Here is a 24,574-nt window from a genome sequence, read left to right on the forward strand (position 1 = left end):
CTTCGGTCATTCCATTTTTCCCGCCAGAATACGATGTCTCGACGTCGCATCGCATTGGCCGCCTGGGCCTATCCCGGTGTCAGAATTTGAGCCGAACCGAACCCCCAACCATGAGAGGGGGAGCGATGGCGACCAAAGGACCGAAGCCGACGTCGAGAGCAATGCTGCGATAGCGGGTATCGGTCAGATTCGTGCCGAACAGACTCAGCGCATAACGCTCGTTCTCGAACGAGATGCGGGCATTGAGCAAACCGTATCCCGGTTGCCGCAACGTATTTTCTGCATCGAAGTAGAAACCGGATCTTGCATTGTACCATACATCGACGGTCCCGGTCAGATTATCGTAACCTGTATTCCATGCATAGCTTCCGCCGATGGAGCCGTTATATTTCGAAACGTATTGCTGCTGGTTTCCGCTGGCGTCGATCGCGACCGAGCGTCCGGTGGCGATGGCATTCTTGAAATCTTCGTAGGTCGCATCGACATAGCCGATGCCGGCGCGGACCGACCAATGCTCGTCGATACGGAACCGGCCCTCGGCCTCGGCACCATAGGATTGGCTGCTGAGGGCATTCTGAATCGGGGTCGATTGGGTCGCGATGTTGTTGACCTGGACCTGCTGGTCGCTCCAATCGTTGAAGAAAACGGCGCCGTCGATGGAAAGCCGGTTGTCGAGAAGCTGCGCCTTCCATCCGGCCTCGTACGTCATCAAAGACTCGGACTTGTATGGTCGGTCGTCACCCACACTGACGAATGCCGAATTGAATCCGCCGGATTTGTAGCCCCGGCTGACGCTCGCATAGATGTTCACCTCCGGATTTAGCGCGAATTGGAGTCCCGCCCGCGGGGTCACGTAGGCCTCCGACAGGGTATTGCGGAACGAGGACGCGAAGGCGGCGGTGAATCCGAGGGCTGCGAAGGACGGGTTGTCGACGCTGAAGCGATAATCGATGTCCTTCCAGTCATGTCCGACCCGAGCGCCGGCGAAGAGCTTGAGACGTTCGGTCAGGGCATAGGACCCGTCGACGAAGCCCGCGACGGCGGTCGTCGCGATGTCGGCTTTCGACGCCAGGCTCACGCTGTCGCCCGTGAGGAAGCCACCGGGAGAGAACGTACTCTTGAGGCCGTAGGTGCTCGAGCCCTTGCTGTGCTCCACATAGGCGCCGGCCAGCCATTTGAACCGGTCGTCGGAATCGGAGATGTAGCGGTATTCCTGCGAGAACTGCTGGTAGCTGCCGCGGAACGGGTTGTCGGTGCGGTAGCGAAATCCGGCGATTCCGAAGGCTTGATACTGCGCCTCCAGCGGCGCGAAGTAGCCGCGGGGAAAGGTGTTGCCGCGATACTCGTTGTTTCTGTCCTGGAAGCCCGTGATCGAGACGATCCGGTCGCCGTTCTCGCGCTTGAGGGTGAATTGGGTGCGGGCCGTCGTCGTGTTGAGTGTGCCGTTGAAGGGATCGAGGATATCGACACGAGCGCGGCCGGCGCGGAAATCCTGATCCCGCTGGAAAGCCGCGTCGTAGCTGCGCTGACTCTGGCTCTCGACGCTGCCGATGAATTCGAGCGTGTCGGTGATGTCCCCCTTCACGCTGAAGCGCCCGTGCAGGTCTTCGAGCGAATTCAGATCGCGGTGCGTGGCGAGATTGGGCGTGTATCCGTCGTTCCGGCTGCCCGATAGCGCGCCGCGGACAGCCCAGCCCGAGTTGGCGATCGGCATGTTGACGATGCCGAAGCCGCGCAACTGGTTGAAGCGGCCGTACTCGATCCCGACTTCGCCGAACACCCGTGCGGGATCGGGCAAGCTGGAGATGACGTTGATCGCTCCTGCGAGGTTGTTGCGGCCGTAGAGAGTTCCCTGCGGGCCCCGCAGAACCTCGACGCGGTCGACGTCGAGCAGCCCACCCGAATAGCCTTGAGAATTCCCGACGGACACGCCGTCCTTGTAAAAGCCGACCGCCGGGTCGGTGTCGATGAGGCCGGAGCCGATGCCGCGAATGGCGGTGAAGTTGGTGTAGAGGCTGCCGCTCAGCGTCCCCATCTGGGCATTCGGGATTTCGTTGATCGCCTGATCGGCGCGGCGGATCTCATGACGTTCGAGATCGGCCGCTGTTCGCAGACCGAGGCTGATCGGCACGTCACCGGCCCGCTCCGGCCGGTGTTGCGCCGTCACGCTGAGTTCATCGAGGGTCACGGCATCCGCCGGTGCAGCGACCTGTTGAGCGAGAGTCGGGGATGCGGCGGACGCAAGAATGAGGGCAAGGCTGCCGCGGACGATCATGATGACACTCGGAAGGAAGAACCGGGTGCCAGTCTCTCAAACGACAACGGCCAAGGTTACCGGTATCCCGTTTGCAGTCTGACAAAAGGCCTATGCGGGGGCATGACGCCCCCGCCCCGGGCCACCGCGAAGGAGGGCGAGCGACGAGTCCGGGATACGGTCTCAGCTGCGCGCCGCGCTCGGGGGATGGCCGAAACGTCGCTTGAACGCCGTCGCGAAGTTCGCCGGATGCGCATAGCCGGCACGATAGGCTGCCTCCGACACGGTGAGGCCCATGGTCTGGATGAGCTCCCGCCCGTAGTTGAGCCGGCGGTCGGAGATATAGCTGCCGATGCAGACCCCGAAAGCGACGCAGAAATCCTGCCGGAGCTTGCTCGGGCTCATGCCGAACTCGCTCGCCAGGGACACGATCGATGTCGTGCCGCTCGGGTTGCCGTCGATCCACTGGCGCACCGCCATGATGCGTTCGATCGACTGAGCACTGAGGGAAGGCGCCTTCGGTTTGGGATCGACGTGGTCGAACTCGTCCGCCAGGGCGCTCAGGAGATCGAGAGCCCGGCTCTGGTAGTGCAACGCAATGAGTCCGTCGGTACGCGGCGGATGGTGGACAGCCCAGGCGATGCGTTTCAGGCGCGCGTCGAGGGGGCGGCGCCGGACCGATGTCGGGCCGTTCAAGGCCGCCCACATCCGCATGAAGGGCCGGTCCTTCAGGAAGCGCTGCTCGTTCCGCTCGAACCATTCCGGCAAGACGATGAGTTCAACGGTCCGGACCGGGAGGTCCGGCATGATCACCTTCTGTATGTGCATGCGCGCGTTCGAGGTCGCGACCCATACCTCGTTCGGTGAAAAGCTGTCATCGAACCCAGCCGTCTGCCCCTCGGCGCGCCCATCGAGGACGATGCTCATGCAGACGCAAGGAAAGGTCTGCGCCTCGACGAAAATCGGCTCGACCGATTGGAAGTTCGTGGAGAGCAGGGTGACGCCATCCTCCTTGAAGACGACATCGTACTTCGCCGATTTTCCGCTGAGTGTCTCCGGTGGGTGGACCGCCGTACCCGGATTCTCCCAATCGCAGATGGCGTCGCAGCGACACACCATTCCCTTCCGCCTTCCATGCCGACCGCGCTCCAAGATGCGCAACAGCTCCCGTGCATTTGAAAGTGTGAACAGTCTTTATGATGTAGAATTATTACAATGACGATGTTTGTTTGCACCGAAACTCAGTCAAGCATGGTGCTAGCAGCGTGCATTGCCGAAAACAAGAATTTTTGACTCCACGCTGTGTTGTGGCAGCTCCTCATCCCACCGCTCAAGGGGCAGCCGGACACTGTGAAGCGAGATCAAAATTCTTCCAATTTGGAAGATCGCAGCAAAGATCTTTTGACGAATCACAAATGCGATCCTTCGCGCAAAGGCCCTCGCAATGATGCATAGGACTCACCATCCAGGCTTCGGAAGTGCGGGGCGGTCATGTGTATTACTGGAACAGGTCAATACTATGCCCTCTCCACCGAATGAAATCGCATTTTCATAATAAGAATTCGAGTAAGTTCTCCCCTTATGTCCTGATCGAATGCGCTGTTCCCTGCAAGGCGGCCGGGCGATGACGCGGAAGCAGTGGCGGCGGCGCGCGCGATGATCGGTGCAGCCGCCCCTATTACGAGGCGTGGAAGGCAAATGATCTCGTCTGCCAGGGCGTGATCACCCCGGTCCTGTCACGGACCTATCCCCTGTCGGATGCCATCGCCTGCGTCGAGTGCATGCGGGGCAACCGCCATGTCGGGAAGATCAGCGTGCTGTGCCTCGCTCCGCGCGAAGGACCCGGCATCGAGCGTCCGGAGATGCGTGTCCGCATCGGCGAGGACCGCCTCTCCCTCTTCTCCGCATAAGCTTGCGGATCGAGCGCCGCGCCCTGCCACGGCCGGGACGCGCACGAATGGCCCGACGAAGGTCTGCTCCGCGTCAAACCATCATTCGTCTTCGCGCCATCGCGACCCAGGAGATCGCTGCATGAATTCGTTGTCCCGTCAGACGTTGGCCACCATCCTGTTCGGATTGATCGTGTTCGGGATCGGCCAGACCGTGCTGTTCGCGATGCTCGGCCCTGTCGCCCGCGATATCGGCCTCGACGTCGTCGATGTCGGTCTCGTCGTCACGGTCTCGGCGCTTGTCGTCGTGGTCGTCTCACCGTTCTGGGGGCGTGCCGCCGACCGCTGGGGACGAACGCGCACGCTGACGCTGGGCCTGGCCGGCTACGCCGTCACGACCGCGCTCTTCGCCTATGTGCTGCATCTCGGCCTCATCGGCGACATCTCGGTCTACGTGGTCTTCGGACTGATGCTCGCGAGCCGGGTCCTCTACGCGCTGGTCGCCGCAGCCATCCAACCCTCCGCGTCGGCGATCGTTGCGGCCGCAACCGACGAGGCGGGGCGTGCCTCCGGCATGGCACTGATCGGTGCAGGCTTTGTCTTCGGAACCATCCTCGGCCCGGTGATCGGAGCCGGTCTCGTCGGCTGGGGATTGCTGACACCGCTCTTTGCCACCGCCGGCCTGGCAGGCCTCGCGGCGATCGCGACCCTGGTGTGGGTCGAATCACCGATGGGACCCGAGACGAAGGCAGCCAAGGCCGCGGTGAAACCCAGCGATCCGCGGCTATGGCCGACCCTGCTCCTTGCCGCGCTCGCCTTCGTCACGATCGCCATGACCCAGCAGACCCTGTCCTTCTACGTCCAGGACCTGCTCAGCCTCGACTCTGCGGCTGCGACGCGACACGTCGGCTTCGCCCTGGCCGGTTTCGCGTTGGCCGCCCTGGCGAGCCAAATTCTCATCGTCAGACAGCTCTCGCCGACGCCGCGTACGATGCTGAGACTTGGAGCGGCAGGACTACTGACAGGTTTCGTCGCCCTCGCCTTGGCACAGAATCTTGCCCTCATCGTCGCTGGCTGCATCGCCTTGGGCGTCGGCTACGGCGTCATCATGCCGGGTCTGCAGACCACGGCCTCCCTGGCGGTCGGGCAGGCTGAGCAAGGCGCCGCCGCAGGACTGGTCTCCGCCGCCATGGCTCTCGGATTCGTGGTGGGGCCGATCCTCGGCACCTCCCTCTATTACGTCGAGCCGCGCCTCCCCTTTCTGATGGCCGTCGGCCTCAGCATCGGCCTCCTGGCCGCGGTCGCATCCGATCGCCTCGCTCCCGTCGCCCGGAGGATCGGATGATGACGCATCCGATCCCCCTCGCGATCTCCCTCGGCAGAGCGACGTTTGCGGTGCTACCTCTGCATGCATCATCGCGCTCGGCTCTGAAGCGGGTTGCGCGCCGAGGCCTCGCGCAAACGTGAGGCGGCTTCGCGTCAGGCGTTTCCGACGGCGTCCCGCAAAGATCGAAGGCGACCGCACCTTGATTTTTGTTAGACGCGCCAGATTTCGCTCGCAGCGTCGGGTCGCGCGAAAGTTGCTGTCGCTCGAGGCGTTGCACGCTCCACGTCGCATCAGGCGACAGACAGGCGACCCGATCCGTCCGATGGCGCCGGCCCTGCGCCAAGGGAAACGTTGATGAACGAGTTGATGATCGACAAGACCAATACCGAATCGTACCCGATGGCCGGCAAGTGCCCGTTTGGCGGCGATCGCATCGGCGGAGCACTCGGCAGCCGTCCGGCACTGGAGAACTGGTATCCCCACCGTCTGAGGGTCGAACTCTTGCACCAGAATGGGGTCGCGTCGGATCCGCTTGGACCGGATTTCGACTACGCCAGCGCATTCCGGACGATCGACCTCGATGCCCTGAAAAGCGACATCAAGCAGTTCCTGACCTCGTCGGTGGCGTGGTGGCCGTCCGATTACAAGAATTACGGCCCGCAGATGATCCGCATGGCCTGGCACTCGGCCGGTACCTACCGCATCGCGGACGGGCGGGGCGGGGCCGGCACCGGGATGCAGCGCTTCGCGCCGATCTCGAGCTGGTGGGACAACGGCAACACCGACAAGTCGCGCCGGCTGCTGCAGCCGATCAAGCACAAATACGGCAACGCCCTCTCCTGGGCCGACCTGATGGTGCTCACCGGCAACTGCGCCCTGGAGATCATGGGCCTGCCGACCTACGGATTCGCCGGTGGACGTCTCGACGCCTGGGAGGCGGACAACGCCACCTACTGGGGGCCCGAGGTCGTCGAGATGGGCAAGGTCTCGAGCTTCGACGAAATGGTCAACCGTGACGAGCGCTGGCGCGGCAAGAACGGCGACGCCGACTACGACCTGGAGAACCCCCTCGCCGCTTCCCACCAATCGCTGATCTACGTGAACCCCGAGGGACCCTACGCGAACGGCGACCCGCAGGGCTCGGCCAACGACATCCGGACGACGTTCACCCGCATGGCCATGAACGACGAGGAGACCGTGGCGCTCATCGCCGGCGGTCATGCCTTCGGCAAGAGCCACGGCATGACGCCCGCCAAGGAGATCGGACCGCCGCCCGAGATGGCGCCGATGGAGGCGATGGGGCTCGGCTGGCACAACCCGAACGGCGCCGGCTCGGGCAAGGACACGATGACGAACGGCATCGAGGGCAGCTGGACTCCCGATCCGACGCAATGGGACAATGCCTACCTCGAGAACCTCTTCCGGTTCGAGTGGGAGCAGACCAAGAGCCCGGCCGGTGCCCTGCAATGGACCCCGACGGATCCGAACGCGCCCAAGACCCCCGACGCCCATGTGGCGGGGCAGATGCATCCCCTCATGATGATGACCTCCGACATCGCCCTGAAGGTCGATCCGGAATACCGCAAGGTCTGCGAGAAGTTCCTCAACGACTTCGATGCCTTCACGCAGGCCTTCTCCAAGGCCTGGTACAAGCTCACCCACCGCGACATGGGCCCCAAGCACCGCTACCTCGGCCCGGAGGTGACGATCGAGGACGGTCTGCTGTGGCAGGATCCGATCCCCGATGCCGCCTATGCCCCGGTCGGCGAGGCGGAGATCGCCGTCCTCAAGCAGGCGATCCTGGCCCGGAACCTCTCGGTCTCGGACCTCGCCTTCACAGCCTTCTCGGCGGCCTCGACCTACCGGGACAGCGACAAGCGCGGCGGCGCCAATGGCGGCCGGCTCGCCCTGGCCCCGCAGAAGGATTGGGCCGTCAACCGGCGAGCCGCACCCGTGGTCGAGGCGCTCCGTGGGGTCATGGCCGACTTCAACCATGGGCGCAGCGACGGCAAGCAGGTCTCACTGGCCGACCTCATCGTGCTCGCCGGCTGCGTCGCCGTGGAGAAAGCGGCTCGGGACGCCGGGGTCGAGACGCAGGTGCCGTTCACGCCCGGCCGGGTCGATACCACGCAGGACCTGACCGACGTCGAGATGTTCCAGTGGCTGAAGCCCGTCGTGGACGGCTTCCGCAACTACGTCGATGACGGGTTCGGGGAGATGGCGCAGCGTCTGGCGTCGGAGGAGATGTTCCTCGACAAGGCCAACCTGCTGACGCTGACCGCGCCGGAATGGGTGGTGCTGACCGGCGGCCTGCGCGCCCTCAACGCCAACCACGACGGGTCGAACCGGGGCATCTTCACCGACCGGGTCGGCGTGCTGACGACGGACTTCTTCCGGAACCTGACCGATACAAATCTGGTCTGGGAAAAGGCCGACTCGGCCGGGACGTCCTTCGCCCTCAAGGACCGCGAGAGCGGGCAGACGAAGTTCCAGGCCACGCGCAACGATCTCGTCTTCGGGTCGAACGCGCAGCTGCGCAACATCGCCGATGCCTATGCCGGCAGCGATGGCCAAAGCCGGTTCGTGGCGGATTTCGTGCGGGTCTGGGACAAGGTCATGATGCTGGACCGGTTCGACGTGAAGGGTCACCGTCGTTACGGACCCATGGCGGCCTGATCGTCGCGGCTGCGAGCAACCCGTGCCCCCGTTCCACCCTTCGGTGGGCCGGGGGCACCACGAGAGCGGGTCGGCTCAGAGGCGACGTGTCATCGCCTGGATGTTCCGACCCCAGCGGATCGAGGGCGAGGCCCGGTCTTCATCGTTTTCCATCCTCCGCTCGGATCGGCAACGCGTTCGCGCGCTTGATCTGGCCGAGGGCGAAGCTCGATTCGATCGCTGCGACGCCGTCGAGGCGGGTGAGCTTGTTCTTGAGAAAGCGCTCGTAGGCTTCGAGATCCTCGACGACGATCCGGAGCAGGTAGTCGCGCTGCCCCGTCATCAGGTAGCAATCGACCACCTCCGGCCAGCGGATGACGGCCATGGCGAAGCGGTCGAGCTCCTCCTCGCGCTGGCGTTCCAGCTTCACCGAGGCGAAGACGCTGACCGGCAGCCCGACCGCGACCTGGTCGACGACCGCCACGTAGGCCTTGATCACCCCGGCGGCCTCCAGGCGGCGCACGCGCCGCGCGCAGGGCGAGGCGGAGAGCCCGACCCGTTCGCCGAGTTGCAGCACCGTCAGACGGGCATCCTCCTGGAGCGCGACGAGGATATTGCAGTCGATGGCGTCGAAATCGGCTTTTGGCACAGAACACTCGCGATCGTGACCCCGGCAGCCGATCTGAGCCACAATCCTTGCATCCGGCAAGTGGGTTTGGTCCCTTTTCGCCCCACGCCGTGGCTACGATTGGCTCATGAGCGATCCGCGATTACCCCACCTGACCGCGCTGGCCCGGAAGAGCCTCTGGCTCTCGACCTGGATCATCCACAACGCCAACCACCTCCGCGCCTCGGCGGACGGGTTGAAGGTGGGCGGCCACCAGGCCTCCTCGGCCTCGCTCTGCGCGATCATGACGACGCTCTACGGCGCCGTGCTGCGCCCGGAAGACCGGGTCGCGGTGAAGCCCCATGCGAGCCCGGTCTTCCACGCCCTGCAATACCAGTTCGGCCAGCAGACCCGTGATAAGCTGGAGAACTTCCGGGGCTTCGGCGGCGCCCAGTCCTATCCGTCGCGCACCAAGGACGTGGACGACGTCGACTTCTCCACGGGCTCGGTCGGCCTCGGCGTGGCGCAGACGCTCTTCGCGTCGCTGACGCAGGATTACGTACGGGCGAAGGGGTGGGGCGGCGAGCGGCCCGAGGGCAAGATGGTCGCCCTCATCGGCGATGCCGAGATGGACGAAGGCAACATCTTCGAGGCCCTGCTGGAGGGCTGGAAGCACGGCCTGCGCAACACCTGGTGGATCGTCGACTACAACCGCCAGAGCCTCGACGCGGTGGTGCGCGAGGGGCTGTGGTCGAAATTCGAGGCGATGTTCCGTAATTTCGGCTGGGACGTCGTCGTGCTCCGCCATGGCACGCTCCAGCGCGCCGCCTTCGCGGAGCCGGGCGGCGAGCGCCTGAAGGACTGGATCGAGTCCTGCCCGAACCAGACCTATTCGGCGCTGGCCTTCCAGGGCGGCGCGGCCTGGCGTCGGCGCCTCACGGAGGAACTTGGCGACCAGGGCGACGTTTCGGCCCTGATCGACCGGCGCTCGGATGCGGAACTCGCCGCCCTGATGGGCAATCTCGGCGGCCACGACCTGCCCATGCTGCTGGAGGCCTTCGAGGCGGCCCGCGCCCATGACCGCCCGGTCTGCTTCATCGCCTACACGATCAAGGGCCACGGCCTGCCGCTCGCCGGCCACAAGGACAACCATGCGGGCCTGCTGACCCCGACCCAGGTCGAGGGCTTCCGGGCCGAGATGGGCATCCGGCCCGGCCGCGAATGGGACCCTTTCGAGGGCCTCGACATCGCGCCGGAGGCCATGCGGCGCTTCCTCGCCGAGGTGCCCTTCGTCCAGCGGGGGCGCCGCCGCTACGAGGCTCCGGCGATCCCGGTGCCGGAGCGTCTCGCGACTCCGAGGCAGGCCTCGCTCTCGACCCAAGCCGGGTTCGGCCTGCTGATGCACGAGATCGCCAAGACCGACGGCGCCTTCGCGGCGCGCATCGTCACCACCTCGCCCGACGTCACGGTCTCGACCAATCTCGGTGCCTGGGTGAACCGGCGTGGCCTTTTCGCCAAGCAAGCCATGGCCGACCTCTTCCGCCAGGAGCGCATTCCCTCGACCTTCAACTGGACCTTCTCGCCCACCGGCCAGCACCTCGAACTCGGCATCGCCGAATCGAACCTGTTCACCGCGCTCTCGGCGCTCGGCCTGTCGCACTCGATCTTCGGCGAGCGCCTGCTGCCGGTGGGCACCCTCTACGATCCCTTCATCGAGCGCGGCTTGGACGCCCTGAACTACGCCTGCTACCAGGATGCGCGCTTCATCCTGGTGGCGACGCCGGCCGGCATCACCCTCGCCCCCGAGGGCGGCGCCCATCAGTCGATCAAGACGCCGCTGATCGGCATGGGCCAGGACGGGCTCTCCGCCTTCGAGCCGGCCTTCGTGGACGAACTCGCCGTGCTGCTGCGCTTCGCCTTCGCGCATATGCAGCGGAGCGGCGCGCCCGAGCCCGACCCGGTCACCTGCCTGCCCGATGCGGCCGGCGGCTCGGCCTATTTCCGGCTCTCGACGCGGGCCGTGGAGCAGCCGGTCCGAGTGATCGATTCGGATCTTGCCGCCGACATGGTGGCGGGGGCCTACTGGCTGCGCCGGCCCGGCCCGAACGCGGAGGTCGTCGTCGCCTATCAGGGCGCCATTGCCCCCGAGGCGATCGCCGCCACGGGCCTGATGGCCGAGGATCGGCGCGATGTCGGCCTCCTCGCCGTTACCTCCGCCGACCGGCTGCAGGCCGGCTGGACCGCTGCGCAAGGGCTGCGCGAGCGGGGGGCGCCGGGCGCGTCGAGCCATATCGAGCGACTGCTCGCCGACGTGCCCAGCCATTGCGGCCTCGTCACCGTCCTCGACGGCCACCCGGCCACCCTCGGCTGGCTCGGCTCGGTGCTGGGTCACCGCACCCGCGCCCTCGGCGTCTCGCATTTTGGGCAGACCGGCACGATCGCCGACCTCCACCGGCATTTCGGCATCGATGCACGGGGCATCGCCACGGCGGCCCAGGCCATCGCCCCAGGTCGCCGGATCCGGCATCTCCAACTCGCTTGAGCCTGACGCCCTCTGCATCCGCATCCGCTTCCTCGCGCTGCACGCCGTTGGCGTGAGCGGTGTCGATGTGGTGCATCTGTCACCGCGTACTCCGGCACCGGTGCCATGCTGGTTTGGCTCGGTGTTGCCCTTACGGCCTCGAACGTGTTGTTCGGCGACCTGCAGAAGATCACGGCAGAGCAACTCGGGCTGTCACAGGTCCTGATGGCGGCATCCAATTCCTCCGGCGGCGTGATTGGCAAGATGATCGACGCGCAGTCCATCGTCGTCGCCTCCACTGCGACGCAGTGGTACGGCACTGAGGCGACGATATTGCGCTACGACATCTTCCACTCGATCGCGCTTGCCTGCCTCGTCGGTGTGCTGGTGATGCCGCAAACCTATCTGCCGTCCTTCACAGCCATGGTCCCGGCGCATTGAAACCTGCTAGAGCGCTCACCGCCGAAGTGGATGCCGGTTCGGCGATAAGAGAGCGCAGATCTTGGCAGGGGGCGCAGGAGCGCCCCCGCTTCTTTCCTTCATTCGGCGATGGCGCGACGCGCCCGCGGAGACCCACGATGCGTCTGAGCGACTGTCACAGCTTCCACGATTTCCGCCGCATGGCACAGGCGCGCCTGCCGGGACCGATTTTCGACTACATCGACGGGGCAGCGGACGACGAAGTGACCTACCGGCGCAACACCGCCGCGTTCGACACCTGCCAGCTCGTCCCCAACGTCCTCCGTGGCGTGGGCGAGATCGACATGTCCGTGACGGTGATGGGCCAGAAGCTCGCCATGCCGGTCTATTGCTCGCCGACCGCCTTGCAGCGGCTGTTCCACCACGAGGGCGAGCGGGCCGTCGCCGCTGCGGCCGGCAAGCATGGAACGATGTTCGGCGTGTCCTCCCTCGGGACGGTGAGCCTGGAAGAGGCGCGCCGGATCAGCAGCGGTCCGCAGGTCTATCAGTTCTACTTCCACAAGGACCGCGGCCTGAACCGCGCGATGATGGAACGGGCCAAGCAGGCGGGTATCGAGGTGATGATGCTGACGGTCGACAGCATTACGGGCGGCAACCGCGAGCGCGACAAGCGGACGGGCTTCTCCATCCCGTTTCGCCTGACCCTCGCCGGGATGATGCAGTTCGCGGTGAAGCCGGCCTGGGCGATCAACTACCTGACCCACGAGAGCTTCAAGCTGCCTCAGCTCGACGGCCATGTGGACATGGGTGGGGGGGCGCTCTCGATCAGCCGCTACTTCACCGAGATGCTCGATCCCTGCCTGTCATGGGACGACGTGGCCGCCATGGTTCGGGAATGGGGCGGCCAGTTCTGCCTGAAAGGCGTGATGTCGGTTGACGATGCCAAGCGTGCGGTCGAGATCGGCTGCACCGGTATCGTGCTGTCGAATCACGGCGGACGCCAGCTCGACGGCTCCTGCTCGGCATTCGATCAGCTCGCGGAGATCGTGGACGCGGTCGGCGACCGGATCGACGTGATCATGGATGGGGGCGTTCAGCGCGGTACCCACGTGTTGAAGGCCCTGTCACTCGGCGCGAAGGCGGTCGGCCTGGGTCGGTACTACCTGTTCCCTCTCGCCGCAGCCGGTCAGCCGGGCGTCGAGCGCGCCCTGGACCTGATGCGGTCCGAGATCGAACGCGACATGAGGTTGATGGGCTGCGCGTCCATCGACCAGCTGACGCGCAGCAACCTGCGGTTCGTCTGAGAGGGATACCGTCCCTTCCCGATGCCCGATCTCCGACGCTCGGGGATCGGGTGCCGGGTGATCCGTCCGCATTGGCGTAAGATAGGCGGGTCGGTGCCGTAGGAGCCCGCGAGCGCGCCTTTCAGTCGGTCCTTGCGTTTGCGGGGAATCCTGATGGGATAGTCATGCGGAAGCCGCCGTCTCCCGCTCGAACCTTTATGCGCCCGGATCCAGCTTATGGGGGCGGTCCACCGATGGATCGCGCGAACCCCAGCCGTTCCATGCCCGTCGCCATTCCGGCCGCCGCCCTCGCCTCGAAAGCGGCCGAGCCTCCCTCGACACGCTTCATCGTTGGCCAGGACCCGCAGGGGAACTGGGTCGCCATGGAAGTCCACGGCCTCGGCGGCGGTCTGTTCCGCACACGGCACGATGCGCTGCACTACGCGACCGACCTCACCGGCCATCGTCCGGATGCGGTGGTGATGTCGGCCGACCAAATCGAGCTTCTTCTATGAGATCGACGCCTGAGCCGGCGGGCGCGGTGTATCCGTCATCCGGCTGCGCGCGCCCCCTCGCCTCTCGACGCGCCGGGCGCGTACGGCTTCGATATCCGCGGGAACGGTTCTGAGCCGCTTTATGACAGGCAGCCGCTTCCCATCAATCGGGAATTTCAGCCGCGAAGCGTTTCAATACTGCCGATGGCATATGCCACGTACCCCGGAAACCTTTTCGGATCGCCAAGCCATCGCCTGGACCAAATTCCTGGACAACGCCGCTGTCCTCGTCAGTCACGACGATACTTCCCTCAATGACAACCGCCATTTCGTTGAATGGATAATCCGTCAGTTTCATGGTCCCCGCAGTGCAGGTCCAGACGCCTGCGAGAAAATTACCTTTCTCGTTGGTCATGAATACATCCAGGACCTGTAGGCACTCACCGTCTACGATGGAGCCGAGAGTCGCTGGCCCCCGGATTTCCTGGCCGCTCTTGCTTCCCGAAGGGTCGATGTTGACAAGTACTTGTGTCGTGGCGGCAATGCTCATCGTGGTCTCCTCGGCAGAGTGTCGATATGGCTCGGCTTCGAGCTATCCTTTTTGGAAGGGTTGCTTTCCCAACCATCGAAGCCGCGATCCGCGGATTTCGCGGCGTGGCGGTCAGGCATCCAGGGTCAGATCGGAAGTGGGGACGGCCTGACAGGAGATGCAGACGTGATCGTCGGGCGGCTCGCCGTCATGCAGGTGCCTGACCTGTCCGCTGACGATTCTGACGGTGCAGTTGTCGCATTGCCCGACTCGGCACCCGCTCGAAACGGTGATGCCGGATTGCTCGGCAAAGGCGAGGAGTGGCCCTTGATGGGCATGCCAGGTGAGACTCTGTCCCGACCGGGCAAAGGTGACGACATAGGATTGCTTCCCGATGGCCGTGTAAGGCATCGGACTTACGAAGCGCTCCTGCATGATATCGAATGGAAAAGCCCCGTCGGATACGAGACTTCGTGTCATGTCACGCATCAATGCATCACCACCGCAGAGGTAATGCAGCGGGCGCCGCGCGAGCAATCCTGCCGGGAGGGCCTCCGGGGAGATATATCCGACTCGATCGAAATTGCTCCCGACGTGGTCGTCTTCGAGGGGCTTACTATAGTAATCGATGATCTTCAATCCCGGAAGCCGGGTCTTCAGAGCCCCCAGGCGTTGGCGAAAGACGTGTGTTGCGCTGTTCCTGTTGTTGTACAGGAGATAAAACTCAGAGGCCGAGGATTGCGCCGCAGCCGCATCGAGGGCTGCCATGAACGGCGTTATGCCGATCCCGCCCGCATACAGGATCACGGGGCGTTCTGAATGAACCGGAATAATGAAGCTGCCCTGGGGCATCTGCACGCCGAGCGTATCCCCTGCGCGTGCGCGATCCACGAGATGAGCCGAGACACTGGCCTGGCCGGAAGCTTCACTGTCCGGTCGCCTCGCGTTGCGGACACAGATCACATACTCGGATGCCTCCTCCGTGCCGGCCCCGTCGACGAGCGAGTATGAGCGCGTGACAAGGCCGTCCCCCATGTTGAGTTGCAGGGAGATGTATTGACCGGCTTCGAAACCGGGCACTTTGCCTCCGCCGATGGGAGCGAGGTGGATACGCTTCACATCTGCTGCTTCCTCGACGATGCGCTGGATGCCGAAGGCGCGGAACCCTTTCCACCGCTCCGGCTGACGGCCGGCTCGGCTCTCCCGATGGAGGTCGCAGACGACGGACCGCATCGGTACCGAACCGCTCACGGGGTCGGCATCGCGCGCATCGACGAGAGCGTTGAAGTTGCTGGTGCGAGGGCCCCTGACGGGCATCGTCGCTTGGCCGAGTGGCGTGCAGCCCTGCCACCACCCATAATCACCGACCATGACCCGTGGATCGAGCTTGCCGTCGATCCGTGCGCGGAACCGTGCATTCCCGGTCCGCGTCGTGACGACGACCCAGTCGCCGTCCTGGATCCCCTTCTCCACGGCCAGGGACGTTGCGATGTCGAGTGTTGGTTGCCGTGCCTTCCGTCTCAGGCTCGCGATGTTGCGGTGCTGGCTGTGGCAGTAATAGCCACTCTTCGCGTTGGTGAGAACGTACGGATAGCGCTGTGACGGCTGGCTGATGTCGTGATCGTCGAAATCAGGCAGGGCGCCGGCACCGTGAACATGCATCAGCTCTGAATACAGCTCGACCAGGCCGGATGACGTCGCGAAGCCCTCCTTCGTGTACTTGGTCGTCGGATGGGCAAGTGGAATCCGCATTCCCGCGGGATTGTCCCGCAGAATCTGCGTGGTCAGTCCCAATGGCTCGAGCATGGCGTTCCAGCCGCGATCGAGTGAACCGTTGTAGAAGGTTTCGGCCATGCCCAGGCGCCCGGCCAGGGCAAAGACGATCTCTGCGTCGGAACGGCAATCACCACGGGGCGAGACCATGCGCGAGCGGAGCTGCACCCATTCTGCCGCTGCGGGCGAGATCTCGAAGCCAATCCGCAGAGCCTCCCTCTCCCAGAGGGTATTCACCGGCAGAACGATGTCGGCGTATTCCGCGGTGGGAGTCATGAACAGGTCGCAATGGACATGAAATTCGAGGGCGCGAAATGCCGCCTCCGCCATCGTCGTGTCCGCCTGGGATAAAAGTGGATTGGCGCCGAAGGAGACGTAGGCGCGAACCTTGTAGGGGGCACCGTCCAGGATGGAGCGGTAGAGATTGCGGGTGCTGATCCAACCGCTGGCAGGTGGCCCGATCGGGCGCTCCGCACGGCCGAGCGCTTTCTCCAATTGCTCGGGGGGCAGCTGGGCCGGATCGTTGACGGGGCTGAAGGGAAGCGCGCCGAAGATGCGGTTGCCGCCGAGGCTGTCATAACTGCCGGTCAGGGCATAGAGGCAGCTCATCGCCCGCATGCTCTGCGTGGCGTTGGCGTGTTGCTCCACGCCGGTCCAGCTATGCAGGGTGGTGCGCGCGCTGTCCGCGATGAGATCGGCGGCGGCACGGATGAGAGCCGGCTCGATCCAGGTGGTCCGGGACGTTTCGTCGATGGAGAACCGTGCACAGGCTTCGGCGTAGAGGTCGAAGGCCGTCCGGCAGGGGATGGGTGACGGTCTGTCAGTTTCGACGAGGAAACGTCCGCGTAGCGCCGCCTCGCTCGGCACCGGCCTCCCCTCGCCCGGCCGTGCCACGGCCAATGGAACCGGCTTGCCGGCTTCGTGATCCCAGTAGACGTAAGCGTCCGCGGGAGTGAGACCGAGGTCGCCGCCCCGCAGGAACAGGCCGTTATCGTCCCGGACGAGCAGAGCTCCGTTCGACCATCGCGAAACGAAGGTGTGATCATACTGGTCGCGGTCGATGAGTGCGCCTGCGATGCCGAGGGCGAGGGCGGCGTCCGAACTCGGACGGACCCTCAGCCATACATCGGCTTCCCGCGCCAGAGCGGTCTCACGGGGATCGACGACAATCAGCTTGGCTCCCGCCTTTCGGGCCTCCCCAATGGCATGGGCCTGGGACAAGACGGTATTCGTAGGATTATGACCCCATAATATGATGAGGTCGGAATGGATGTAGTCCGGCGTCGGCATACCGCGCCCGAAAGTAAAGGCATGGCCGTTTTCTTTGTGCCAGTTGCACAATTCTGAAGCATAAGAAATATTCGGGCTTCCAAATTGGAATACGAAGCGCTCCACGAAGGGCGCGCTATCCGCCATGGGCGTACCCGATGGCGTGGTGATTCCGAACGCGACGGTGTGGGCCCCGGTTTCCTTCTTGATCGTCCGCAGCCTGCCTGCGACTGCGTCCAGTGCCTCCTCCCAACTGATTGGCTTCCATCCCGGATCGGGATCGCCCTTCGGGCGCGTCCGCTTCAGGGGGGACGTAAGCCGCTCGGTACTGTCTAGAAGTTCAGCGGCGGACTTGCCTTTAAGGCACATGGATTGGCCGGTCGGATGGTCCGGATCGTTTCTCACGCCGGTGATACGGTCGTTCTCGACCGTATAAATCACGCCGCAAGACGATGTGCAGAGCGCGCAATAGCCCGGCTTATGCTCCGCGGTCATATCAATCCTTTTGCTCCAGAGCGATCGGCAAGAAATACGATTGATGTCAATTGTATTTTGACGTGATCCTCTATGTCGAACGGGTCAGCGCTTCCGCGGGGTGAGGTTTTACTCAGGCAAACGATGAGCCATCGCCATGCCTCGGCACGGAACGCTGTGGCCGGCTTCATGGCCGGCAACGACGTTGACGTTTACTGTCGCGAGCATGAGGCCGCGTCATCACCTCGACGGGGGCTATTGATAGCCTTTCGGGAAAGGATCGGGGGCGATCAATTCCGGGCTGACATAGACGACCTCGAATTGTCCGTTGGGAAGCGCCTTGCCCACGCGTGTTTTGCACCAGAGATGGTGGTTGGGGTGGATCTTGACGTAGCCTTCGGGGGCATTGGCCAATTCGATCCCAGGCGATGCTTCCACGACCTTGTCGACGTCGAAGGAGCCACATTTTTCGACGGCCGCCTTCCAGAGAAACGGCGCGAGGTAGGCAGCTTGGGTCACGTCGCCAATGACGGTCTTGTCGCCCCACATCGCTTTGAAATCGGCGATAAATTTTGTATTGGTGGGAGTATCGATGGACTGAAAATATTTCATCGACGAGTAGGCACCGGCGATATTGTCTCCGCCAATACCATCCGCTTCGTCTTCGCTGACCGAAAGCGTCAGCAGCATCTGCTTGTTCAGGTCGATACCGGCGGATTTCAGCTGCTTGTAGAACGCCACGTTCGAGCCGCCAACAACGTCGCTCAGGATCACGTCCGGCTTGGTCAGCTTTATTTTATTGATAACGGAATTGAACTGGGTGTGGCCGAGCGGGAAGTACTCCTCGCCCACTACGTTACCCTTCAGTGCGTTTTCGATGTGCTTCCTGGCGATCTTGTTCGAAGTCCGGGGCCAGATGTAATCCGATCCGAGGAGATAAAACGACTTGGCTCCCCTCTCTTTGGAGATCCAATCGAGGCTCGCTAATATTTGCTGGGTAGCCTCCTGTCCCGTATAAATAATATTTTTTGATTGTTCTAGGCCTTCATAATAAGTCGGGTAATAAAGAAGGCCATTGTACTGCTCGAAGACAGGGAGCACGGCCTTGCGCGAGGCGGATGTGTAGCAGCCAAACACGGCTGCACAATGATCGCTGACCAGAAGTTTCTTGGCCTTCTCGGCGAAAGTCGGCCAGTCCGAGGCGCCGTCTTCCTGGATGAACTTGATCTTGCGGCCGAGGACACCGCCCGCCGCGTTGATCTGGTGGATGGCGAGTTTCTCCGCCTGTGTGGCACCCGTTTCTGAAATCGCCACCGTGCCGCTGATCGAGTGAAGGATCCCGACCGTCACCTCGCTGTCCGTCACGGCGAGGCCCGTGGTATTGGCCGCCGCAACATTTCCCGCAACAGCCCGTCCCGAAAACATCCCCGCGCCGAACAGGACGGATGCCGCTGTGAGGCTCGCTCCATTCCTGAATAGGTGGCGCCTGCTCATGGAATGCTGAGGGCGATGTTCATCGTCTGACATGAGTGGGCAGCCTTCGACACGAGTTCGAAATGGAGGTCGGGTGACTGAATGATTACTTGGATAGTCGTTGGCGACGGACTATCCAAAGCCGTGATAGACTGGATCGCGTGGGCGTCCTCTGTTCCGGTCCGTGCCGGAGCCGAAATGAAACTACCCAGGTGACTTTCGAGCCTTCAATTAATTTCTCTCACATCAATATTGTTTCCTCAAGAGCAAATTTCGAGCATGGCTCTGCTTGGTTTGTCATCAGCATTCTGAATTCCGAACATTCAGAGCCGTGCTTTGGCGGGGTGAATCGATTGGGGGAGGTCGGTTCGGATCGCGTGCGTTTCAGCGGATGGGCCTACGAGGGAGGATCCCCATCCTCCGGATGTGTCGATCGATCCGCGCGGGCGCGTCGTGGACGCGATGGAAGCGGGCGCATCCTGGCCTCAGGCGGTCAGATGTTTCGGTGTCGGAGTGGCCAGCCGATCCGCTGGAACGCGCGTTCTCCGCAGAATGGACGGATCGCGCCCGAGCCGATGGGCGGCGTCCGAATTCGGACCGCCGGCCATCTCGCCACCTTCCTTCGACGCGCCGTTGCTGCCTCGAGGTCCGACGCGTGCCGCAACGACCGCACCGCCGCTGGGTCAGATGCCTTTGATCCAAGCTGAGACGCAGCCGCTCCGGTCCGGGAGCAAGGTGACTCGCCCCAAGCCTTGAGGCGGGTCTCGTCTGGGCCGCGCATGTCGGCTTCGACCGCCGCCTCGGGAGCGGCGTCGAAATACGGGGGCTTCGGCGTCAGCCATCTGGGGCAGATAGGGAGCGCCCATCCCGAGGCGTCATGCCAAGCCTGTTGGGCCTGATTCATCGAGGCCTGTCCGGGCGCCGACCGGGCGGCAGCCATCCGCCGGGTCTCACCGAGGCCGGCCCATCGGTCGGGATCGGTGAGACTTGGTGCGGTGGTCGGCATCGGCGGTGCGACGGGATTGCCGTCGGAATCGAGGATGGGCTACCGAGGACGGCTCGGTTTCGCAAGGCCGCCCGAGCCGAACGGGGTGGCGAGTTCAGACTGGGAATGCCTCGTTCACTCGGCGGCCAAGTAGGGTCGATAGCGCCCTGCACGAGAGGCGGACAGGAATGCTGGCTCTAAGCCGCGTTCAGGATCTGCGAGAGCCACACGATGAAGTCCCGACCCGGATTGGTCCCGAATTCGAACCGCTCCTGGTAGACTGCGAACATCAGGTCCCGCCGCCTGCGCGAGCGTGCCAGATCGGCGGCCGCCAGTGCTTCGGGCAGGTCTGCCAGGGTCACCGCGGTGCAGGAGCAGGTTTTCAAGTCGCGTATTCCCAGGGTTCGCTTTGGCCGTTCTCAGTTGTCGGAATGCACCGAGCGGTTCATGGCGATGATCTCGGCATGGCTGGGGTTGGGACCGAGCTTTCCCATGAGGCCGTAGACCCGGTTCAAGGTCTTCGGCGCCTCTCCCTTCACCGCGGCGAGCAGGGCCTCGTGCATCGTCTCCGCGTCGTAGTCGCAGCAATAACTCGGGGTCGCGGGCTGCTGACGCCAAGATTCCGCCAGCATTCCGGCATCCACCGGGTCGAAGCCGATCTGGTCCACGATGCCCATGACGGTCCGCTTCGCGGCATCGTCATCGCCGGCCACGGCGACGGCGATCCGGTCGGGCGCTCCCGCCGGACGACCGAGTTCGGCGAGGGAATGGGCGAGGATGTTGTTGAACGCCTTGATGATGGGGCGGCCGATCTGCTCCGACACCCAGACGCTCTCCGTCTTCCCGGCGTCGAGTTCGGCGATCTGCGGATCGCGCAGGCCGGGATAGTAATTGCCCGTGTCGACGATCGGAGTGGCCGCGGGCAAGCCGTCGAACAGGTCCTTCGGCAGCGTCGCCACGGCGGGGAACGGGATCGACAGGATCACGAGGTCCGCGCCCTCGACGGCGCCACGGATATCGACCGGAGCCGCGCCGATCTCCTGGGCGAAGGCGCGGACGCCGTCGGGGCCCTTGGAATTCGCGACGCGGACCTCGTGCCCTGCCGCGCTGAGCTTGCGGGCGAGCGTGCCGCCGATATTGCCGGTGCCGATGACGCCGATCTTCATGCCTGGTTCCTTTGCAGTTGGATGGATGGCCCCTTCAGGGGGCGGTGGTCGGGCGCGCCAGAGCGTCCAGCGTGCGCCGTAGCGATTCGAGGCCGTCCGGGGTCAGCTGGCACGCCGTCCGGATCTTGTCGGGAATGCCGCGAAGCGCGTCTTCCATGGCCCGGCCATGCGGGGTGAGATCGATCAGAACCCGGCGTTCGTCGGACGCGTCACGCGTCCGCGTGACCACGCCAGCGGCTTCCAGCCGCTTGAGCAACGGTGTCAGGGTGCCGGTCTCCATGTCGAGGCGGGCACACAACTCGCCTACGGATTGCGGCGAGCCGTTCATCAATTCGAGGGCGACGAGGTACTGCGAGAACGTCAGACCCAGCGGCTCCAGGAACGGCTTGTGCAGCCGCACCATGCGGTTGGCGGCCGCGTTGAGCGCGAAGGAGAATTCCGCGGCGGTGCTTTGTCGATCGTCGGCCATTTGTGAAGCTTGCTATCATGTAGTGTGCTATATAACTGGCCGAAGACAGCGCCTCGTCAACCCCCGCGATGCCGACATTCCAGCGGAGCACGCGTGCCGACGAGTGGCCGGAACGGGTCGCGAGAGCGGTGGAGGAGATCGGTACGGCATCCCGAAGCCATGGACGCAGCCAAGCCGATCCTGACGACGAAGCAGCGCCTTGACGAAGCTAACGGAATCTCATCCGGTCGTAGCGCCGGGACGCCGGCATTCTCCGACGCCCGCCCTGCCCCTGCCCCGCCGTGAGACCGGACGTCTCCGCCTCCGTCCGAGCGACCCGCTAACGCCCGCTTCCACCCAGCGCGCGAACCGGGGCACCGGCGAGGTCGACCGTGGAGCCCACGGTGTCGCGGAGGCCCGAGCCCATGTTCGACAGGTGCTCGCCATATGTTTCACGGGTCTGCGGGTCGACGAGCGCGACCGGGGCCGCAACCGCCAACGCCGCCCCCGTCGCCACCGTCGACGCGGCACCCGCGGCCGTGCTCACCAGCCGGTCGCCGATGCCTATCTGCCCGTCCGAGATCGGCTGGCCGTCGGCAAGCCGTCTGCCCAGCAAGGCGACGACTTCGCCGGATGCGAACTTGCCGTGGTTGAGCGCATCGTCCGACTTCACTGTCGACAGGTTCAGGACTGCGACGTTCTCCCGTTCCAGCTCGGAACGATAGGGCTCGGCAGCAGGGTCGATGGCCCCCAACCGGACGCTGTCACCCCAGACCAAGCGGGAGACGGCGAGAGCCTGGTCGTCCCCGGAGACCATCAGCGTCAGGCGTGGGCGATCCTTGCCCATGTCGTGGAACGCAGCGCGGGCGAGGTCCATATCGACGTCGGGTGCCGCCAGGATTACGTTCCGGATCTTGGGGGCCACGCGCTTGTCGCGGATGGCCATCTGACGGAGGCTTTCCAGGGCGAGCCAGTTGCCCATCGAGTGGGCCAGGACGGTGATCTCACCGACATTCGGGTCCCGCGCGAGGTCGCGCAACAGCGTCTCCAGGGCGTTGCGGGAGAAGTTGGTACTCTCCCGGTCGTACCCATAGGCGAGCACACTGCCGCGCGACGGCCATGTGAACAGGACGGGTGCGACCTCGGCGCCGGAATCATGCACGATCTGCGCGAACCGAAAGACGGCGTCCTCGAACTTGTTGTTGAAGCCGTGCACGAAGACGAGAGCGTGGCGCTTGGCCCCGCGCCGGACCGACCGACCTGTCCAGGTGGCGACCTTCGACCGCTCGACCGGGTCGGCGCGTAGCGCCACGAAGTCGGTGGCCGGATTGCCCGGAACGGATTTCGGCCATTGAACCGAGCCGGGCTGTCGCGTGGCGTCCGGCGGGATAGAGACCGCGAGGTCGGTATAGGTCACGGCCTCGCCGCGCTCGCCGGAGAACAGAACGCCCTTGTCCGCCGCGGATTTGCGGGTCGTCGCAACGAGCATGTCGACACGCGAGGTCCCGGGCACCGCCCCCGCATCGGCGATGGGCAGGAGCACGCCGGACGGGCGGCCGGCGCAGGCCGGCAGGGCGAGTAGTGCCGTCAGGACGAGCGCCGCACGCCCATCCCGTTCAATTCGTCCGAACACTCGTGCCCCCGAAAACTGCCGTCCCATGCAACCTGGACGACCGGCCGGTTAACGGGCTGTCAAGGTCGGTACGGGCTATCGCAGGATTGAGGCGGGACCCAGGCCCGGCTCGGATTGCGGTCGCCTCATGCGCCGGGCTTTTCCAACGCCGATGCGCCGTGCTTTTCTGACGCCGATGCGCCGTCCCGGCGGATGCCATAAGGTGAGATGGCGCCCATCGTCGGGTTCCCGGTTTCGCCGGTCCCGAGGCTTGCCGGTTCCGAGGCTTGCGGCCCGATGACGCGACCCGGCCCCCACAGAGACGCAGCCATGGTCCAGGACGTTGACGAGGGAGACGACTGGCGCTCGGTCGGCACGCGGTCGCAGGATTCCGCCGCCCTCGAGACGGCCCGGCAGCGGGCGCGGGAGCCGGACCGGGGCCGCGATGCCAGCCGTCCCTCCGACATTCCGGGGGCGGGATGGAAGGACATCCTCTGGCGTGTCCTGTGGGCCCTGCCGCAGGATCGCGTGCTGACCACCGCCGGCGGCGTCGCCTTCTTCGCCCTGCTCGCCGTGTTTCCCGGCCTCGTCGCCGTGGTCTCGATCTACGGGGTGTTTTCCGATCCCGCCGTGATCAGCCAGCATGTCGGCCTCCTGACCTACATCCTCCCCACCGCGGCCCTCGATCTTTTGGCCGAGCAGCTGGTGCGGATCGCCGAACGCAGCACGGGGTCGCTCGGTCTCACCTCGACGATCAGCCTGCTCATCGCCCTGTGGAGCGCGAATTCCGGCGTCAGCGCCCTCTTCGATGCCCTCAACGTCATCTACCGGGAGCGGGAGGACCGGACCCTGGTCCGGTTTTATGCCACGACCTTCCTGTTCACCCTCTGCGGGGCCGCGTTTCTCCTCCTGACGATCAGCGTGGTCGTCCTCCTTCCCGCGATCCTGGAGCGGGTCGGGTTCGGGGGATTGGCCGACACGCTCCTGTCCGTGGCGCGGTGGCCGGTCATCCTGGTCGTGGTGAGTCTGAGCCTGTCGCTGATCTATCGCTACGGCCCGAGCCGGCGCCGGGCGAAATGGCGCTGGGTGACCTGGGGTAGTGCGCTGGCGGCGTTTCTCTGGGTCTGCACCTCCGGGGTGTTCTCCTGGTACGTCGCCAGCTTCGACAGCTACAACCGCATCTACGGGTCGCTCGGCGCCGGCATCGGCTTGATGTCGTGGATGTGGCTGTCGATCGTGGTCGTCCTGCTCGGCGCCGAGATCAACTCGGAGATGGAACGCCAGACCGCCCGCGACAGCACGGAGGGTCGGCCGAAACCCCTCGGCGGCCGGGACGCCTTCGCCGCCGACAACGTCGGACCGGGGCGCTGATGGACCACCTCCATCGCGTCATCG

General features: G+C 64.5%; 17 protein-coding genes and 1 pseudogene. 8 read left to right on the top strand and 10 right to left on the bottom strand.

Annotated features, from left to right (window positions below):
• Positions 1 to 79: 79 nt before the first annotated feature.
• A complete protein-coding gene (locus ACYQOP_RS20030; RefSeq protein ID WP_461223621.1) occupies positions 80 to 2,275 on the bottom strand; it encodes a TonB-dependent receptor in 2,196 nt (731 codons plus the stop codon).
• A gap of 162 nt (positions 2,276 to 2,437) precedes the next feature.
• Positions 2,438 to 3,373 carry a helix-turn-helix transcriptional regulator gene (locus tag ACYQOP_RS20035; RefSeq protein WP_461223622.1) on the bottom strand — a complete coding sequence of 312 codons (936 nt, stop codon included), beginning with the start codon at positions 3,371 to 3,373 and terminating at the stop codon, positions 2,438 to 2,440.
• 599 nt (positions 3,374 to 3,972) lie between these two features.
• Between ACYQOP_RS20035 and ACYQOP_RS20040 the strand changes: the two genes are divergently transcribed.
• The 3 genes from ACYQOP_RS20040 to katG all read left to right on the top strand — a co-directional run bounded on the left by ACYQOP_RS20040 (position 3,973) and on the right by katG (position 8,146).
• Entirely contained in the window at positions 3,973 to 4,164 is a 192-nt protein-coding gene (locus ACYQOP_RS20040) for a hypothetical protein (RefSeq protein ID WP_461223623.1), read from the top strand.
• Between the two features lie 121 nt (positions 4,165 to 4,285).
• On the top strand, positions 4,286 to 5,488 hold the full coding sequence (locus ACYQOP_RS20045; protein WP_207411289.1) for an MFS transporter: 1,203 nt from the start codon (positions 4,286 to 4,288) through the stop codon (positions 5,486 to 5,488).
• A 336-nt stretch (positions 5,489 to 5,824) separates the two neighbouring features.
• Positions 5,825 to 8,146 carry a catalase/peroxidase HPI gene (katG, locus tag ACYQOP_RS20050; RefSeq protein WP_461223624.1) on the top strand — a complete coding sequence of 774 codons (2,322 nt, stop codon included), beginning with the start codon at positions 5,825 to 5,827 and terminating at the stop codon, positions 8,144 to 8,146.
• A gap of 139 nt (positions 8,147 to 8,285) precedes the next feature.
• On the opposite strand, the gene ACYQOP_RS20055 is transcribed toward katG, so the two are convergent.
• Complete coding sequence (locus ACYQOP_RS20055; RefSeq protein ID WP_461223625.1) at positions 8,286 to 8,774, bottom strand: Lrp/AsnC family transcriptional regulator; 489 nt, start codon at positions 8,772 to 8,774, stop codon at positions 8,286 to 8,288.
• Between the two features lie 106 nt (positions 8,775 to 8,880).
• On the opposite strand from ACYQOP_RS20055, the gene ACYQOP_RS20060 reads away from it, so the two are divergent.
• From ACYQOP_RS20060 to ACYQOP_RS20075, 4 genes and pseudogenes are all read left to right on the top strand, one after another.
• Positions 8,881 to 11,274, top strand: coding sequence for a transketolase (locus tag ACYQOP_RS20060; protein ID WP_461223626.1), 2,394 nt, complete (start codon positions 8,881 to 8,883; stop codon positions 11,272 to 11,274).
• Positions 11,275 to 11,361: 87 nt separating this feature from the next.
• A pseudogene (locus ACYQOP_RS20065) lies at positions 11,362 to 11,694 on the top strand (L-lactate permease); the annotation flags it as partial.
• A gap of 137 nt (positions 11,695 to 11,831) precedes the next feature.
• Complete coding sequence (locus ACYQOP_RS20070) at positions 11,832 to 12,977, top strand: alpha-hydroxy acid oxidase (RefSeq protein ID WP_207411293.1); 1,146 nt, start codon at positions 11,832 to 11,834, stop codon at positions 12,975 to 12,977.
• Positions 12,978 to 13,210: 233 nt separating this feature from the next.
• Positions 13,211 to 13,471 carry a hypothetical protein gene (locus ACYQOP_RS20075; protein WP_246747834.1) on the top strand — a complete coding sequence of 87 codons (261 nt, stop codon included), beginning with the start codon at positions 13,211 to 13,213 and terminating at the stop codon, positions 13,469 to 13,471.
• A gap of 142 nt (positions 13,472 to 13,613) precedes the next feature.
• Here the strand turns inward: ACYQOP_RS20075 and ACYQOP_RS20080 are convergent, their stop codons facing one another.
• The 7 genes from ACYQOP_RS20080 to ACYQOP_RS20110 all read right to left on the bottom strand — a co-directional run bounded on the left by ACYQOP_RS20080 (position 13,614) and on the right by ACYQOP_RS20110 (position 23,200).
• Positions 13,614 to 14,000 (bottom strand): cupin domain-containing protein, encoded by a 387-nt coding sequence (locus ACYQOP_RS20080; RefSeq protein ID WP_311274506.1) that lies wholly within the window; start codon positions 13,998 to 14,000, stop codon positions 13,614 to 13,616.
• Positions 14,001 to 14,111: 111 nt separating this feature from the next.
• Positions 14,112 to 17,516: a molybdopterin-dependent oxidoreductase gene (locus ACYQOP_RS20085; protein ID WP_461223627.1), complete on the bottom strand. Its 3,405-nt coding sequence runs from the start codon at positions 17,514 to 17,516 to the stop codon at positions 14,112 to 14,114.
• A gap of 234 nt (positions 17,517 to 17,750) precedes the next feature.
• Positions 17,751 to 19,022 (bottom strand): urea ABC transporter substrate-binding protein, encoded by a 1,272-nt coding sequence (gene urtA / locus ACYQOP_RS20090; protein ID WP_461223628.1) that lies wholly within the window; start codon positions 19,020 to 19,022, stop codon positions 17,751 to 17,753.
• 1,128 nt (positions 19,023 to 20,150) lie between these two features.
• Positions 20,151 to 20,339, bottom strand: a complete 189-nt coding sequence (locus tag ACYQOP_RS20095; protein ID WP_461223629.1) for a hypothetical protein — start codon at positions 20,337 to 20,339, stop codon at positions 20,151 to 20,153.
• Positions 20,340 to 20,372: 33 nt separating this feature from the next.
• Complete coding sequence (locus ACYQOP_RS20100; protein WP_461223630.1) at positions 20,373 to 21,119, bottom strand: NADPH-dependent F420 reductase; 747 nt, start codon at positions 21,117 to 21,119, stop codon at positions 20,373 to 20,375.
• A 34-nt stretch (positions 21,120 to 21,153) separates the two neighbouring features.
• A complete protein-coding gene (locus ACYQOP_RS20105; RefSeq protein ID WP_056434192.1) occupies positions 21,154 to 21,588 on the bottom strand; it encodes a MarR family winged helix-turn-helix transcriptional regulator in 435 nt (144 codons plus the stop codon).
• 319 nt (positions 21,589 to 21,907) lie between these two features.
• Positions 21,908 to 23,200, bottom strand: coding sequence for an alpha/beta hydrolase (locus tag ACYQOP_RS20110; protein ID WP_244483693.1), 1,293 nt, complete (start codon positions 23,198 to 23,200; stop codon positions 21,908 to 21,910).
• Between the two features lie 309 nt (positions 23,201 to 23,509).
• On the opposite strand from ACYQOP_RS20110, the gene ACYQOP_RS20115 reads away from it, so the two are divergent.
• The gene (locus tag ACYQOP_RS20115) at positions 23,510 to 24,550 is read left to right on the top strand and encodes a YihY/virulence factor BrkB family protein (RefSeq protein WP_461223631.1); all 1,041 of its coding nucleotides are present in this window, start codon (positions 23,510 to 23,512) and stop codon (positions 24,548 to 24,550) included.
• Positions 24,551 to 24,574: the final 24 nt, after the last annotated feature.

The sequence above is a fragment of the Methylobacterium sp. CM6247 genome, from assembly GCF_054817925.1.

What these genes read in the sequence shown, in the direction of transcription:
- ACYQOP_RS20030 (WP_461223621.1), bottom strand. Translation starts at nt 2,275, where the DNA reads ATGATCGTCCGCGGCAGCCTTGCCCTCATTCTTGCGTCCGCCGCATCC.
- ACYQOP_RS20035 (WP_461223622.1), bottom strand. Translation starts at nt 3,373, where the DNA reads ATGGTGTGTCGCTGCGACGCCATCTGCGATTGGGAGAATCCGGGTACG.
- ACYQOP_RS20045 (WP_207411289.1), top strand. Translation starts at nt 4,286, where the DNA reads ATGAATTCGTTGTCCCGTCAGACGTTGGCCACCATCCTGTTCGGATTG.
- katG (WP_461223624.1), top strand. Translation starts at nt 5,825, where the DNA reads ATGAACGAGTTGATGATCGACAAGACCAATACCGAATCGTACCCGATG.
- ACYQOP_RS20060 (WP_461223626.1), top strand. Translation starts at nt 8,881, where the DNA reads ATGAGCGATCCGCGATTACCCCACCTGACCGCGCTGGCCCGGAAGAGC.
- ACYQOP_RS20070 (WP_207411293.1), top strand. Translation starts at nt 11,832, where the DNA reads ATGCGTCTGAGCGACTGTCACAGCTTCCACGATTTCCGCCGCATGGCA.
- ACYQOP_RS20075 (WP_246747834.1), top strand. Translation starts at nt 13,211, where the DNA reads ATGGATCGCGCGAACCCCAGCCGTTCCATGCCCGTCGCCATTCCGGCC.
- ACYQOP_RS20080 (WP_311274506.1), bottom strand. Translation starts at nt 14,000, where the DNA reads ATGAGCATTGCCGCCACGACACAAGTACTTGTCAACATCGACCCTTCG.
- ACYQOP_RS20085 (WP_461223627.1), bottom strand. Translation starts at nt 17,516, where the DNA reads ATGACCGCGGAGCATAAGCCGGGCTATTGCGCGCTCTGCACATCGTCT.
- urtA (WP_461223628.1), bottom strand. Translation starts at nt 19,022, where the DNA reads ATGTCAGACGATGAACATCGCCCTCAGCATTCCATGAGCAGGCGCCAC.
- ACYQOP_RS20100 (WP_461223630.1), bottom strand. Translation starts at nt 21,119, where the DNA reads ATGAAGATCGGCGTCATCGGCACCGGCAATATCGGCGGCACGCTCGCC.
- ACYQOP_RS20105 (WP_056434192.1), bottom strand. Translation starts at nt 21,588, where the DNA reads ATGGCCGACGATCGACAAAGCACCGCCGCGGAATTCTCCTTCGCGCTC.
- ACYQOP_RS20115 (WP_461223631.1), top strand. Translation starts at nt 23,510, where the DNA reads ATGGTCCAGGACGTTGACGAGGGAGACGACTGGCGCTCGGTCGGCACG.